Raw genomic sequence first — 13876 nt, 5'->3', positions numbered from 1 at the left:
CAACCCCGGCCGGCGTCAGCACGGCTTGTTTGGCCCGGCACGTCCCGCGCGCCGAGGCAGTCGCGTCCGGGGACACCCGTCAAGCGGTCGGCCGGCACAGGTGGCGGGCGCAGGCCTCAAGGGCTCGTGCCCGCTGGTTGCAGGCTCGACCCGGAGTATTGGTGACACATCTCCCCCCGGGGGAACACTGGGCACAACACCGTGCCTAGAACGTGGTGACGACCCGCGGGAGACATCATGGCCCACTGTCCCGTGCACAACCCCGACGCCTACGAGCGCCTGTCGGGGCAAGGTCAACACAAGCCTTGCACCTGTAGCCAGGAGCAGCTCGACCGCTATTATGCCCCGAGCATTATCGGCCGGATCTACTTTTGGCTGATCGTCATCGTGGTCGTGACTTTCTTGTCCGGACTGCTCACCGAAGCCATCTCCACGTGACCACCATTGCAACCGGGCAATGTAGCGCTCGGTACAGCGTCGGACAAATCTTCGCATGCTGGTACCCGCACTGACGACACCCGTTCGGCAATTACCCACGAGGGCGAGGCGTTCCTGGGACGTCATCGACCGACCCATCGGGGCCGGCCTTCTCGGTCAGCGGTACTCCGCCACGGAGCTGCCTGGCTGACCGCCGAGGCTGCTGCGCCAGCAGGTGACAACTGGCCCGCGGCGCCGAGGCGCCGTCCCAGCAGCCGACCGCCTGCTGGAGCAGCCGCGTGCCCCCGACGTCGGCGCCCGCCACTCCCCCGCGGCCGTCCCGCATCGGATCGCCCACTGGCGCCCCGACCGAGGGCAGCACCTCAGTACGATCGCCACCTGATGCCTAAGCCTCCTGACATCTCTAAGTACCTTAAAGATGCCCGCTTCGACGCGTACCGCCAGCGCGTCGGCCGGCTGCTCCGCGGCGAGGCGAACGTAGGTCTTCTCCTTGTCGATGTGGCGCCCCACTACGAGCAGATCGGTGGGGCGCTGTGGTGGCGGCTGTGGAGCCCCGTCTACGAGGTCCTGTGGGAGCACGCCATCGTGGATGGCACCTTCACGGATGCATATGTTCCTGACGATGCCGCGCAAGAGGCGCTCAATGACTATGGGAGTGGGCGCTTCGACCACTACGGCGAGGTCTTACAGGTCAAGTGGACGGATCGTGATGAGTCGCAGCGATTGCGCATATCGCACTTCGGCGGGTAGCTAGCGGCCGCACGCTAGGGCAGCTTTCTCGTTCCAATAGCCGACCGCCTGCTGGGACGGCGAGGAGCTCTCGGCGGCTCGAGGGAGGGCGGTGCTGCGGCCGTCCCGCAGGGGTGTCGGGTGCGGGACGGCCGCGCGAGCTCACCTGGACGTCACTGCGCCGGTCGGGGTCGCCTTGTCCGACCGGACTGAGGCGCCGGCGCGGGCCCCGGCGCGGTGGACGGCGCGGTACACGGTGGAGCGTCCGACGCCGAAGAGCTCGGCGACCTCCAGGGTCGTGTACTCCCCCGTGCCCACCAGCACCGCCAGGTGCGCCTCCTGCTTCGCGGTGAGCTTCGGCTGTCGGCCATGGAGGCGGCCCTTTGCCTTGGCCACGCGCATGCCCTCACGGGTGCGCATCCGGATCAGGTCCGCCTCGAACTCGGCGACCATCGCCAGCACGTTGAACAGCAGCCGCCCGACCGGGTCCAGCGGGTCGTGCACCGACCCACCCAGGCTCAGGCGCACCTGCCGGGCGGTCAGCTCCTCGAGGATGCTGCGGGCGTCCGGCAACGACCGCGCGAGGCGGTCGAGCTTGGTGACCACGAGGGTGTCTCCCTCGCGGCAGGCGGCCATCGCCTCTCGCAGGCCCGGGCGGTCGCGGTTGGTGCCGGTCAGGCCGTGGTCGACGTAGACCCGTGCCTCGGGCACGCCCAGCGCCTGCAGGCCGTCGCGCTGGGCGGTGAGGTCCTGGCCGTCGGTGGACACGCGGGCATAGCCCACGAGCAGTGCGGTCATGACGGTGCTCCCGAAGGGCGGCCGGCCGGGGCGCCCTCGCACCAGGTCCGGCAGCGGCACGTCGCCGCTGATCGAGGACGGTGACGCCTGTCCGAGATCGCGTCTGCCTCGGCCCCCAGCGGTACCGTCGTCATCGTGTCAAGGCTGCAGCGGATCACCAGCGATCCCGAGGTATGCCACGGGCAACCGACCGTGCGTGGCCTGCGCTACCCCGTGCAGACGTTGCTGGAGCTGCTCGGTTCGGGAATGACCTTCGAGGAGGTCCTCGCCGACTACCCAGATCTCGAGCGGGAGGACCTGCTCGCGGTTCTCGAGTTCGCCGCGCTGACCGTCGGAGGACAGCGCGTCACCCTCGGCGCGGCGTGAGGCTGCTGCTGGACGCCCAGCTCCCCGTGCGCCTGGCGCGGTCGCTCACCAGCGCTGGGCACGACGTGGTGCACACCAGCGATCTGCCTCGCGGCAACGCCAGCACCGATCGTCAGGTCCGCGAGGCTGCCGATCAGCAGGACCGTGTCGTGGTCACCAAAGACCGCGACTTCCGCGACAGCCACCTGCTGCAAGGGACGCCGAAGCGGCTGCTGCTCGTGGTGACAGGCAACACGTCGAACGCCGCCCTCCTTGCGCTGTTCGAGACCTACGCCACTGCCGTGGAAGCAGCGTTGGAGGTGTCGGACTTCGTCGAGGTCGGTCCCGAGGCGCTGGTGCACCACCCGCGGCCCTGAGCCGGGCGCTGCCACCGCGCTCCGAACAATCTCATAGCGGTGACAACCGCGTCGGTGACGGCGCTACTCGTCCCACATCCGATCGGCTACCGGTGCACTGACGGCGGCGCCCAGGCCACCTCGACAACGGGGACGGAAGGCGGGTCGGCCCTCATGGCCAAGGGGCGATAGGACTGACCTTTTCGTCCCACATCATCGAGTTGCTGACGCGGTCGACGCTCGATGAGACCGTGCCCTGGTGCGTTCACCCGCCCAGGACCTCGAGGAGCTTCTGACCGACGTCGGTCCCCCGCTGTCACAGGTGCCGCCCGCATGGGAGCAGATCCTGTCGCCGGAGCACCGCGCCGTCCTGTCGCGGGTGAGCGGCGGGGTGGGGCCGGGGGGGGCGGTCCGGCTGCACCTGGGCGCCGCCGACACCGACCTCATGCGCAACTCAACTTGACCCTGATCTGCAGCAGGGGGGCGCCAGGAGGGGTCAGCCGGCGACCGCCGTGGCCGCCGCCGCGGCCGTGGTGATGCCCCCACCCGCGCAGACCACCGTCCACCCCAAGGCGCGCAGGTCGATGTCGCGACCCACCGCCTGCTCCTCGCCGGTCAACAGCTCCCAGCCTTCACGCGCCACAGCCCGCTTGATCGCTGATCGTCGTCGGAACTGCCACAGCCTGGTCTGGGCGACCAGCGCCCGCGTCTGCTCGTCGACGATCCCGTCCGCTGTCCTCCAGACCGAGGCGTAGAACCGGTCGAAGACACCCAGCTCCCGGTATGCCTGGATCCCGCCTCCGACCGTCCACACCGCAGACCCCACGACGGTCCACCACTCAGCACCCACCCGTTCGCCCTCCTGGCCGCAGCACAACGGTTCCTGACTCTCTGGCTTGCCGTATTGCCGCTACGGGCCCCGGACAGTCGGCGCCGTGCGGTGGTGCCGGTGGGGCACCGCTGGCGCACAGGTCGACCAGGAGGTGCGCTAGTTGAGCGGCTTCGACCGCTCGCCGGGGCGCCGCAACCAGTAGCCGTACTGCTCGGGGAGCTCAGCAGGAGCGCCGAGCTCGGCACGGGCGCGTTGCACCCAGTACGGGTCTTCCAGCAGGGTCCGTCCCAGCAGGACGGCGTCGGCTGCGCCGTCGGCGATGATCTGGTCCGCCTGGCGGTGCTCCCGGATCAGCCCGACCGCTGCGGCCGGCACACCGGCTGCCTTCACGGCCGTCGCGTACGGCACCTGGTAGCCCAGGCCGCCCTTGATGCGGGCGTCGGGCACGACACCTCCGCTGGAGACGTCGACCAGGTCCACCCCGCGGGCGTGCAGGAGTTGGGACAACCTCACGCTGTCCTGGGAGGTCCAGCCCTGGCGTGTCTCCTGCGGGGCGTTCTCCTCCATCCAGTCCGTACCGGAGATCCGGAAGAACACGGGCAGCCCGTCGGGCCAGTTCGACCGGACCGCGTCGACCACCTCGAGCGCGAGGCGAGCTCGGTTGTCGAGACTTCCGCCGTAGGCGTCGGTGCGCCGGTTGGAGAGGGGGGAGAGGAAGGAGTGGATGAGGTAGCCGTGGGCACCGTGGATCTCGACCACCTGGAACCCGGCCTGGTGGGCGCGGCGGGCGGCCGCACCAAAGGCGGCGACGACGTCGGCGATGTCGGCGGTGCTCAGCTCCTCGGGCACGGGGGCCCCTTCGGCGAACGCCACGGGGCTGGGGCCGATGCTCTGCCATCCGCTGTCCTTGGGCGCCAGCGGCGCCTCTCCCCGCCAGGGCAGGTCCGTCGAGGCCTTCCGGCCGGCATGGGAGAGCTGGATGCCGATGGCCGCGCCCAACTGCCGGACCGCGTGGGTGAGGGGACCAAAGGCCTGTCCCTGCACGTCGTTCCACAGGCCGAGGTCCCGCGGTGAGATGCGCCCATCGGGACGAACAGCCGTCGCCTCGACCATCACCAGCCCCACGCCACCGGCTGCACGTGAGGCGAGGTGCTGGAGGTGGAAGTCGTTGGGCACACCGGTCCTGGGGCCTTGGGAGTCGGCGGAGTACATGCACATGGGTGACATCCACGCGCGGTTGCGGATCGTGAGGTCTCGCAGGCGCAGGGCGGTGAGCAATCCGGCCGTGCCGGGCTCGGCCGGCTCCTGGGTGCTCGCAGGTGTGGCGGCGGTCATCGGTTGCTCCGTGTCTCGGTGTGGTCGTGTCGTGGGTGTCGCCGCGTCGCCGGGTCGTGGGTGCCCGTATCGGCCCTGGGCCGCCCCTCGGCGCTACCGCGGCGCCGGCAGGGCCACGGCAGCCAGTGACTTCTTGCCGCGCCGCAGCACTGCGTACCGCCCGTGCAGCAGCTGGACGTCGGCGATGGTGGTGCTGGGGTCGGTCAGCTTGGCGTTGTTGATCGAGGCGCCGCCGGCGGTGATGGTCCGGCGGGCTCCGCTCAGGCTCGAGGCCAGGCCGGTGTCGACGAGCAGCTGGGCCACGGGCACCCGCTCGTGCGCCGGGGTCGCCGTGGGCAGCTCCTGCAGGGCACCCCGCAGGGTCGACTCGTCGACGGCTGCCAAGTCCGAGGCGCCGAACAGGGCTGCCGAGACCTCCTCGACAGCTGCCACCGCGTGCTGGCCGTGCACCAGTGCCGTCACCTCGCGGGCCAAGGCACGCTGGGCGATCCGGGCGCCGGGATCATGGGCAGAACGCTCACCGAGGTCCTCGATCTCCGGGCGCGGGCGGAAGCTGAACGCCTTGAGGTAGTCGAGGACCTTGGCGTCCTCCGCGTTGAGCCAGAATTGGTAGAAGGCGTACGGCGAGGTGAGCGCGGGGTCGAGCCAGACCGCCCCGGACTCGGTCTTGCCGAACTTCGTCCCGTCGGCCTTGGTCAGCAAGGGCGTCGCCAGCGCGTGCACGACCCGCTGGTCCACCCGACGGACGAGCTCGCACCCGGCGGTGATGTTGCCCCACTGGTCCGAACCGCCCAGCTGCAGCACGCATCCGTAGCGACGCTTCAGCTGCAGGTAGTCGTTGCTCTGCAGCAGCACGTAGGCGAACTCGCTGAAGCTGATGCCGGTGGTCGCCAACCGTCGGCTGACGGCCTCGCGGTCGAGCATGCGGTTGACGCTGAAATGCTTGCCGACATCGCGCAGGAAGTCGATCACCGACATCGGCTGGGTCCAGTCCAGGTTGTTCACCATGCTCGCCGCCGCGGGCCCCTCGAAGTCCAGGAACGGTGCGATCTGCGCCTGCAGCCCGCCGACCCAGTCCGCCACCACGGCGGGCGGGTTCATCGTCCGCTCAGCAGACGGGCGCGGATCGCCCACCAGGCCGGTCGCACCCCCCACCAGGAGCAGCGGCCGGTGCCCCGCCTGCTGCAGTCGCCTGGCGGTCAGCACCTGGACCAGGTGGCCCACGTGCAGGCTGGCCGCGGTGGGGTCGAACCCGACGTAGTACGTCAAGGGACCCGCCTGCAGAGCTGCTCGCAGGGCGTCCTGGTCGGTGGAGCGGGCCACCAGGGCTCGCCACCGCAGGTCCTGCCAGACCTCGCTCACCACGACGGCCTCCTCGTTGCTCGTTGCCTGCGCCATGACCTACCGTCCGAGCGTACAACCAACCGGTAGGTAGGCAACGAACGTCAGCAAGGAGTACGCGATGAGCAAGACCGTGCCGGACGCCGTGGCGGCCACCAGGCCGACCGGAGCGACGGCCGTGCGGGTCGGGGTGTGGTTCGCCGCATCGCTGGCCCTGGTGACCGTGCTGGGACCGGCGGGGACGGACATGTACCTGTCCTCGCTGCCCGACATCGCCTCCCAGCTGGGGGTGGGTGCCGGTCAGGTGCAGCTGACGTTGACCGTCTACCTGCTCGCGATGGGCTTGGGCCAGCTGATCTTCGGGCCATTGATCGACGCCTGGGGGCGGCGCTGGCCGCTGGTCGCCGGCGTCGCCATGTTCGTCGTCGCGTCCTTGTGGGCGGGCAGTGCAGGCTCGTTGGGCGTCTTCCTCGCTGCGCGCGTGGTGCACGGCCTGGCTGCCGCGCTGACGCTCGTCGTGGCGCTCAGCATGGTCCGCGACGTGGCCAAGGGAGCCAGGGCGGCTCAACTGTTCGCCCTGCTCATGACGATCGAGGGCCTGGCGCCGGTGCTGGCCCCCACCGTGGGTGGGATCCTCGACGCGCGGTTCGGCTGGCGTGCGGTCTTCCTCGCCCTGGCCGCGATGGGTGCCGTGGCGCTGGTCAACACCCTCGTCTCGCTGCGTGAGTCCCTGCCGCACGACCAGCGCAGCCCCCTGCGGGCGGGCGGGGTGGTGCGCACCTACCGCCGCGTCCTGGTCGACCGGGCGTTCCTGGTACCGGCGCTGGCCCTGGCCACGGTGTTCTTCGTGCTCTTCGGCTACATCGCCGGCGCCACCTTCGTCTACCAGGAGTCCTTCGGCCTGGCGCCGGACGTCTTCGGTCTCGTCTTCGGCGCGACGGGCGTGGCGGTCATGCTGGGCGCCATCACTGCCGGGCGCACCGTGTCCCGCTACGGGACCGTGCGCGTGTCGGTGTGGGGTGTGGGGCTGTTGAGCGCCGGGACCGTGGTCGCCCTGGTCACCGCCGCAGCCGGTGTTGGCCTGGTCGGTATCGTCGCAGGCATGGCCATCGCCCTGTTCGGGGTCGGCATCGCCGAGTCGACCCTGATGGCGCTGGCGATGTCGTCCCAGAGCACCGGCCTGGGCTCCACGGCGGCCGTGCTCGGTGCGCTGCAGCTCGGGATCGCCTCGGCCGCTACCCCGTTGGCCGGCTCCCTCGCCGCAGCCGGCCCGGTGCCCTGGGTGGCGCTGCTGGTCGCCGCCTCCGTCGTCGCACTGGCCCTGACAAGGACCGCCGCGCGCCAAGCCCCCGAGGGCCTGACCGCCATGGCAGCCCATTGACAGCTCCCACCGAGTTCGACGGTGAGCGCGCGACCCGCCGGGTCCCGCGCTCACCGTCGGCAGCGCGTGTCGCGGCGGTCGCCGTCGACCACTTCGCCGAGCACGGCTACGACGGCTCCTCGTTGGCGACGATCGCCGAGGGCGCGGGGATGAGGAAGGCGTCCCTGTACGCCCACTACGCCGGCAAGGACGACCTTTTCCTGGCAGTGCTGGCCGAAGCGCTGGAGCACGAGACCGACTTCGTGCGGAAGACCTTCGCCGGCGACCAGGGCCGCCCGCCCGGCGGGCGCTACACCCGTGCGCTGATCGACCGCTACGGCGCATCGGTGCACCTGCGGTTCCTCCTGCGCAACGCCTACGCACCACCGGTGGCCGTCCGTGACCAGATGACGACCGCCTACCGCGCACACCTACACGAGCTGGAAGTCGCCTTCGCGCACGCCGCCGACCAAGGACCCGGCTGCCCGCCAGGAGTGACTGCCGTCACCGAGGCATACCTGGGCATCGTCGACAGCCTGCACGTCGAGCTCGTTCACGGAGACGCCCTCATGGTCGAGCGCCGACACCGAGCGATGTGGGACATGTTCACCCGGTGGGCCACCCCCGACAACGACACCTGAGCACCCCCGAGCTCGAGGTCCTCCGCTCGGCGTACCGCTTGCAGTGAGCAGTCAGCCAACCAGCGACACCGAGCTCAGCACGGCCGCCGACGCCGCAGAGCAACAAGCCGACACGCGCAGGAACCGACAAGTGTCCCTCATGGGTGTCGGTTGCTCCATTGCCACAAAACCTCCTGCCTGCCGATCGCTGGCCGGTCAGCGTCCCGCTGCCGATCGCCATCCGGTCAGCGTCCCGCTGACGATCGTCAGCCGGGCGCGGTGAGCGCAAAGCCCGGTAGGCCATGCTGATGGCGTGCTTCCTCCTGCTGGCTCGGGACTGCTGCACGAGTAGGTGACAGTCGGTCTCAGGCGGCGAGGGCCACTTGAGGGGTGTTGATGGTCTCGTACTCGACCGGGGTCAGGCGGCCGAGGGTGTCCTGCCGTCGGCGGCGGTGGTAGGTCCGCTCTATCCAGGTCACCATCGCGATCCGCAGATCTTGGCGGGTGGCCCAGGTCCGGCGGTCGAGGACGTTTTTCTGCAGCAGCGCGAAGAAGGACTCCATCGCGGCGTTGTCGCCGGCCGCGCCGACCCGGCCCATCGACCCGACCATCCCCGCCCGGTTGATCGCGTGGACGAACTTCCGCGACCGGAACTGCGACCCCCGGTCGGAGTGGACGACGCAGCCGGCGACGTCACCGCGCCGCGCCACCGCCGAAGACAACGCGCTGACGGCCAGGCTGGACTTCATCCGGTCGTCGATGGAGTACCCGACGATCCGGTTGGAGTACGCGTCCTTGACGGCGCAGAGGTAGAGCTTGCCCTCGGCGGTGGGGTGCTCGGTAATGTCGGTCAACCACAGCCGGTTCGGGCCGTCGGCGGTGAAAGCGCGCTCGACGAGGTCGTCGTGGACCGGCGGGCCGGGACGCTTGGTCGCGCCGCGGCGGGCCTTGCCGAAGACCGACCACCACCTGTTGTCCGAGCACAGCCGCCACGCCGTCCTGGTGGCCATCGGGTGCCCGGCGGCGCGGGCCTCGTCGGCCAGGTACCGATAGCCGAACTCGGGGTCGTCGCGGTGGGCGTCGACCAACGCGTTGGCCCGGTGCGCCTGGGCGACCTCGCGGGCACCGACGGGGGCAGTCAGCCACCGGTAGTAGGGCTGACGGGCCAGGCCGAGCACCCGGCACGTGAGCGCGACGGGCAGGCCGTCGACGGCGAGCTCTCTCACGAGCGGGTAGAGCCTTTTCCCGGGAGGTTGGCCTGGGACAGGTAGGCCGCGGCGCGGCGCAGGATCTCGTTCTCCTGCTCGAGGAGTCGGTTGCGGCGGCGTAGCTCTCGCAGCTCGGCAGCGTCGCCGCCCGCGCCGGGCCGCTTGCCGTCGGCGACCTCGGCGGCCCTGAGCCAGTTCCGCAGACAGGACTCGGCGATCCCGAAGTCCTTGGCGACCTCGGCGACCGAGGCGTCACCACGGCGGGCAACCGCCACGACGTCGTCGCGGAACTCCTTCGGATGGGGACGGGGCACGGCACACAGCCTTCTAGCGGCACCCGCAGGCACCACACGTCAGGTGTCACCTACTCGTGCAGCAGTCCCGTGTCCGGGCGGTGAGGTCTAGGCGAAGCGCCGCCACGGTCCCGGGTGGACTGCGATGGTGGGCTGGTGCTCCCCTCGTGCCGGTTGAGCCTGGTCGGCCGTCCTCATGTCGTCGTTGCCGGCGGCGCCACGCCCCGCCCTTGGTACCTGAGTGCCCTGACGCGGGCCACCAAGCGGGCCGCCGTCCTGCAGATGCCCGAGGGGCACCACGGCCTGGACTGGCTGACGCCCATCGCCGGCCGCCTGGAGGAGCTCCTCGTCTTCGACTACGAGTGCGACGACCTCAGCGCACTGCAGCACTTCACCAACCTGCGGAGCCTCACCCTCGTCGGGCGCCCGCACCCCATGAGCCCGCCGCTGACCCAGACGGCGTCCACCCTGCGCGAGTACGCCGGACCGTGGTTCCCCGCTCTCGACCCGGTCTTGGCCTCCCCCACTCTGCGCGGCCTGACTCTGGAGCAGCCACCTGCAGACCTCACCGCCCGCCTCACCGCACCGCTGCAAGACCTGCGGTTGCTCAGCGCGCGCAAGCTCACCACCGTCCCGGTCCTCGCCTGCGTCGACACCCTCGCTTCGCTGGAGATCGCCGGCGGACGCGACCTGGACCTGGCCGGCGTCACCGCCTACACGCAGCTGACCAGCCTCTTCCTGCACGGGCGGACGCCGCTGACCTCCTTCGCCGACCTCACCCGCTCCCCCAGGCTCCGGCGCCTACTCCTCGAGGAGTGCTACGCCGTCGACGACATCGACGCCCTGCAGCAGCTCAGCCTCGACGAGCTCCGGATCGTCGGGCGCCCGGAGAGCCTGGACACTCACTTCCTGCGCACCGCGCGCGGGCTCGGCGTCCGGAAGTTCTCCGCTCCCCCTGGCGACGCCCGATGAGGAACCTCATGCCAGCCCCAGGTGTCCTCTAGCGATCGGCATCCGGCACGCGATGCGCCGCCACCGCGCCGCGGTCACGAGGAGGGAGCTCGCGCCCCCTCGGCAGCTGCCACGACGAGCAGCACCGCCGCTGCGCAGAGCACGAGAGCAGGCAGAAGCAGGTACAGGCCGAGACCGACGACCGTGACCACCGCCCACACCAGCGACGCCGCGGCGGCCAGGGACACGAGCAGGGCGGCCCTGGCTGAAGGCGCCCTCGACGCCCCGACCCAAGCGACCACCGTGAGCAGGAGCGGCGCACCGATCACGACAGCCGCGACCGTCCAGCCCTCGTCGACGAGGTCGCCCGCGAACAGGAGCGCGACAGCCACGACGAGAGCTGTAGACACCGCGCACAGCACCGCAGCGGACCTTCGCAACGCGCCACCGCGACCGCGCGAGCCCACGTGCGCCTCCAGCTGGGAGTGCGGGCGTCGGCGCCCACGTGACCACTGTCCCACGCGGGATCGCCGTCCGGTCGCTCGCCCGTGCGCTTCCTATCCGCGGAGGACGTCGACGAGGTGCAGGACGGCGAAGGTGCCCATCCCCACGCCGGCGCCCAGAGCCAGACGTCGCCACCACGCTCGGCTGCCCACCGGGCGTAGACCAGGCTCTTCGACGATCCTTAGCCGCTCAGCTACCCGCCACGCGCGAGAACGCTGCTGCTCCATCTAGGCACGCTAGTCGCTGGCGTCCTCGCGGACCTGGCCGGCGACGATCGCTAGCCGGACAGCGTCCCGCTGTCGATCCCGATCCGGCCAGCGCCCAGCTGACCGGTCATTGGCCGCTCCGTATCGCATTGGCGGTCAACGCTGGGGCGCCTGGCGCACACTGTGCAGATGGAAAGAGATCGTGCGTCAGGGGCGGCCCCGTTCCCCCGCGACACGCCAGACTGGCGGCGTATGCAGCAACGGTCGCCTAAGTTATTTCGGAGCGCAGAATTGCTCGCCGAGTTCAGACGCGAACTTTGGCACCACCTCCCGCACATGTGGCGCAGAGTGGAGGTCGAGGTGTCTAGCGACCCGACGATCGAAGAGCTCGTCGTCAGGGATGCCACAGATGAGCAGTTAATGACTGACTGGTCGATCTTAGTGGGCGACGCCGTACACAACGCCCGGAGCGCCCTTGACCACGCAGTCTGGCGCTTAGTCGAAGCGAGCGGAGAAACTCCCGATCGTTACACTCAATTTCCTACCGCCGCCACACGATCCGGTCTGAAGACCGGGTCGTTGAGGGGTGTCCACCCATACGTCCGCGAGGCTGTTTACGCCCTCGAGCCGTGGGAGGGCGGCGCTGGTCACTGGCTGTGGGTGCTGACCCAGCTCGACAACATCGACAAGCACAGGCTCTTATTACGCATGAGTCCCTCCTCAAACACTTTGATTCTTGTACGCCGCTCCGACACGGAGGAATGGGGTGAGGAGTCGGTGGGCACCGAGGGTCACAATGACGGTGACGTACTGCGCAGTGCGCCGGTCGGGACGATGAGGCGAAGCCAGACTACAGGGACGGTGGAGTTCGTCGAACTCCCTGGTGACACCTGGGACGGTAAGGCAATCCAGGGCTGGAGCCTTCCAGCCGAAATAACTCTCGAACGCTGCTTTGTCGCTGCGGGTGATGCCCTGAACGCAATGAGCAGGGCGATGCGCCGCGCCCTCGAAGAGCAGGAGGGCGGGATAGACCCCACGACGTAGCAGTTGCCCCACAATTCGCAAGCATGCAATGGGAAGCCATCTCGACGAAACAGCGCGCGAAACTGACAATACTGCAGGGCCGCATGTGGAGAAGCGGACAGGTGCAGCGGGGTGCCAACGTGCTGCCTCGCCTCGCCGTCCCAGCAGCCGACCCCCTACTGGCCAGGGAGTCGCTCGCCACGACGAGGGCACGCGGATCCACCGCCGCCATCCCAGTAGACCCGTCCGGATCGACATCCCGGAGAAGGAACCGCATACGGCGACGCCTCTAGAGGCACGGCCGTCGATCCGCCATGGCACGGCGTCGCCTGCTGATCCTCGTCACGCTGGTGACGTGGCCGACTGAGGTCACCGACAGAGATCGTTCGACGCACGCAGGTCTCGAGCCGGCCTCGAGCCTCCTCAGACGGAGGCGGCGGTCGGCTGGCCGGACGGGGGCGCCACCCCGCCTGCCGCCGTCGCCGCGAGCGCGGCCTCGACGTGCAGACGCGCCGAGGGCAGCAGGGGTACGGCGGAGTCCTCCGGGGTGAGCAGCAGCTCGAGCTCGGTGCACGACAGGGCGACGGCCTGCGCCCCGCGCTCGACGAGCCCGGCGACGACGGCCCGCAGGTCGGCCCGGGTGGCGTCGGAGAGCACGCCGCGGCAGAGCTCGTCGAAGACCGCCCGGTCGACGCGCTCGATCCCCTGCGCGTCGGGGACCACGACCTCGAGCCCCGAGCGGGCCAGACGCTCGGCGTAGAAGCCCTCCCGCATGGTCGCGCCGGCGCCCAGCAGGCCGACGACCCGTGCCCCCTCGCGGTGGGCGGCGGACGCGACGACGTCGGCAAGGTGGAGGAACGGGACGTCGAGGGCCTCCTCGAGCGGGCCAGCCGCCTTGTGCATGTAGTTCGTCGCCAGCAGCACGAGGCCCGCCCCAGCACCCTGGAGCGCCAGCCCCTCCCGGCGCAGGAGGGCCTCGGCGTCGTCCCAGCGGTCCTCGAGCTGCATCTCGCGGACGGCGGAGAAGTCCAGGCTGCGCAGGACGAGGTCGGCGCTGGCCAGGCCGCCGCGGCGCTCGCGCACCAGCTCGTTGGCCAGGCGGTAGTATAGGGCGCTGGACTCCCAGCTCATGCCGCCGAGGACACCGATCGTCGTCATGGCGCCCACGCTCCCCCGCAGCGCGAGCCGCGCGCTACGGGCGCAGAGCCGGGGCCTCACCCAAGCGCTGCTTGGGTCCGACGTCGCACCGAGGGCACCATGGCGTCGTGGACCCCCGCCGGCTGCTGCTCCTGCGGACGGTCGGCGACGAGGGGTCGCTCGCGGCCGCCGCCCGCCGGCTGGGGACGACGCAGCAGGCCGTGAGCCAGCAGGTGGCACGGCTGGAGGCCGAGGCGGGCACCGCGCTCGTCGTCCGGCAGGGCCGCGGCACGGCCCTCACCGAGGCGGGCGCCCTGCTGGCGCGCCGCGGCGCCGACCTCGCCGGCGTGCTGCGCGCGGCGCAGGACGACCTCGCGGCCCTCTCGGGCCTGCTGCGCGG

General features: G+C 70.5%; 17 protein-coding genes. 10 read left to right on the top strand and 7 right to left on the bottom strand.

The features are described 5' to 3' along the window. The first annotated feature begins 252 nt into the window (after positions 1 to 252). On the top strand, positions 253 to 438 hold the full coding sequence (locus tag HLB09_RS05815) for a hypothetical protein (RefSeq protein ID WP_171202461.1): 186 nt from the start codon (positions 253 to 255) through the stop codon (positions 436 to 438). A 381-nt stretch (positions 439 to 819) separates the two neighbouring features. After that, complete coding sequence (locus tag HLB09_RS05810) at positions 820 to 1188, top strand: hypothetical protein (protein ID WP_171202460.1); 369 nt, start codon at positions 820 to 822, stop codon at positions 1186 to 1188. A 141-nt stretch (positions 1189 to 1329) separates the two neighbouring features. Here HLB09_RS05810 and HLB09_RS05805 read toward each other — a convergent pair whose 3' ends face one another. After that, on the bottom strand, positions 1330 to 1965 hold the full coding sequence (locus HLB09_RS05805) for a recombinase family protein (protein ID WP_171201586.1): 636 nt from the start codon (positions 1963 to 1965) through the stop codon (positions 1330 to 1332). A gap of 135 nt (positions 1966 to 2100) precedes the next feature. On the opposite strand from HLB09_RS05805, the gene HLB09_RS05800 reads away from it, so the two are divergent. The 3 genes from HLB09_RS05800 to HLB09_RS05790 all read left to right on the top strand — a co-directional run bounded on the left by HLB09_RS05800 (position 2101) and on the right by HLB09_RS05790 (position 3129). Continuing rightward, positions 2101 to 2331 carry a DUF433 domain-containing protein gene (locus HLB09_RS05800; protein WP_171202459.1) on the top strand — a complete coding sequence of 77 codons (231 nt, stop codon included), beginning with the start codon at positions 2101 to 2103 and terminating at the stop codon, positions 2329 to 2331. Next, positions 2328 to 2687 (top strand): DUF5615 family PIN-like protein, encoded by a 360-nt coding sequence (locus tag HLB09_RS05795; protein WP_171202458.1) that lies wholly within the window; start codon positions 2328 to 2330, stop codon positions 2685 to 2687. The genes HLB09_RS05800 and HLB09_RS05795 overlap by 4 nt, the downstream gene beginning before the upstream one ends. A gap of 238 nt (positions 2688 to 2925) precedes the next feature. Then, the gene (locus HLB09_RS05790) at positions 2926 to 3129 is read left to right on the top strand and encodes a hypothetical protein (protein WP_171202457.1); all 204 of its coding nucleotides are present in this window, start codon (positions 2926 to 2928) and stop codon (positions 3127 to 3129) included. 33 nt (positions 3130 to 3162) lie between these two features. Here HLB09_RS05790 and HLB09_RS05785 read toward each other — a convergent pair whose 3' ends face one another. From HLB09_RS05785 to tyrS, 3 genes are all read right to left on the bottom strand, one after another. Next, positions 3163 to 3516 (bottom strand): hypothetical protein, encoded by a 354-nt coding sequence (locus tag HLB09_RS05785; protein WP_171202456.1) that lies wholly within the window; start codon positions 3514 to 3516, stop codon positions 3163 to 3165. Between the two features lie 138 nt (positions 3517 to 3654). Further along, positions 3655 to 4833: an NADH:flavin oxidoreductase/NADH oxidase gene (locus HLB09_RS05780; protein WP_171202455.1), complete on the bottom strand. Its 1179-nt coding sequence runs from the start codon at positions 4831 to 4833 to the stop codon at positions 3655 to 3657. 93 nt (positions 4834 to 4926) lie between these two features. Continuing rightward, positions 4927 to 6195: a tyrosine--tRNA ligase gene (gene tyrS, locus HLB09_RS05775; RefSeq protein WP_171202462.1), complete on the bottom strand. Its 1269-nt coding sequence runs from the start codon at positions 6193 to 6195 to the stop codon at positions 4927 to 4929. Between the two features lie 100 nt (positions 6196 to 6295). On the opposite strand from tyrS, the gene HLB09_RS05770 reads away from it, so the two are divergent. Then, positions 6296 to 7555: a multidrug effflux MFS transporter gene (locus HLB09_RS05770; protein WP_171202454.1), complete on the top strand. Its 1260-nt coding sequence runs from the start codon at positions 6296 to 6298 to the stop codon at positions 7553 to 7555. After that, a complete protein-coding gene (locus tag HLB09_RS05765) occupies positions 7552 to 8175 on the top strand; it encodes a TetR/AcrR family transcriptional regulator (protein WP_171202453.1) in 624 nt (207 codons plus the stop codon). The genes HLB09_RS05770 and HLB09_RS05765 overlap by 4 nt, the downstream gene beginning before the upstream one ends. Positions 8176 to 8519: 344 nt before the next feature. Here the strand turns inward: HLB09_RS05765 and HLB09_RS05760 are convergent. Continuing rightward, positions 8520 to 9676, bottom strand: a protein-coding gene (locus HLB09_RS05760; RefSeq protein WP_171202452.1) for an IS3 family transposase whose coding sequence is annotated in 2 segments (ribosomal slippage) — positions 8520 to 9398 and positions 9401 to 9676 — 1155 coding nt in all. Because the reading frame shifts where the segments join, the coding sequence is not laid out codon by codon here. A 153-nt stretch (positions 9677 to 9829) separates the two neighbouring features. Here HLB09_RS05760 and HLB09_RS05755 point away from each other — a divergent pair. After that, complete coding sequence (locus tag HLB09_RS05755; protein WP_171202451.1) at positions 9830 to 10627, top strand: hypothetical protein; 798 nt, start codon at positions 9830 to 9832, stop codon at positions 10625 to 10627. A 74-nt stretch (positions 10628 to 10701) separates the two neighbouring features. Here HLB09_RS05755 and HLB09_RS05750 read toward each other — a convergent pair whose 3' ends face one another. Then, positions 10702 to 10998, bottom strand: a complete 297-nt coding sequence (locus tag HLB09_RS05750) for a hypothetical protein (RefSeq protein WP_171202450.1) — start codon at positions 10996 to 10998, stop codon at positions 10702 to 10704. Positions 10999 to 11664: 666 nt separating this feature from the next. On the opposite strand from HLB09_RS05750, the gene HLB09_RS05745 reads away from it, so the two are divergent. Beyond that, on the top strand, positions 11665 to 12360 hold the full coding sequence (locus tag HLB09_RS05745) for a hypothetical protein (protein WP_171202449.1): 696 nt from the start codon (positions 11665 to 11667) through the stop codon (positions 12358 to 12360). A 402-nt stretch (positions 12361 to 12762) separates the two neighbouring features. On the opposite strand, the gene HLB09_RS05740 is transcribed toward HLB09_RS05745, so the two are convergent. After that, positions 12763 to 13497, bottom strand: a complete 735-nt coding sequence (locus HLB09_RS05740) for an aspartate/glutamate racemase family protein (RefSeq protein ID WP_171202448.1) — start codon at positions 13495 to 13497, stop codon at positions 12763 to 12765. Positions 13498 to 13604: 107 nt separating this feature from the next. On the opposite strand from HLB09_RS05740, the gene HLB09_RS05735 reads away from it, so the two are divergent. Beyond that, positions 13605 to 13876, top strand: a 272-nt coding sequence (locus HLB09_RS05735; protein WP_171202447.1) for a LysR family transcriptional regulator, incomplete at its 3' end; no start/stop codon positions are given.

Source organism: Pseudokineococcus marinus (assembly GCF_013004605.1).
In the GTDB taxonomy this organism is placed as follows: domain Bacteria; phylum Actinomycetota; class Actinomycetes; order Actinomycetales; family Quadrisphaeraceae; genus Pseudokineococcus; species Pseudokineococcus marinus.
The sequence above is the reverse complement of the archived record's forward strand: the minus strand, read 5'-3'. Positions and strand labels throughout refer to the sequence as shown.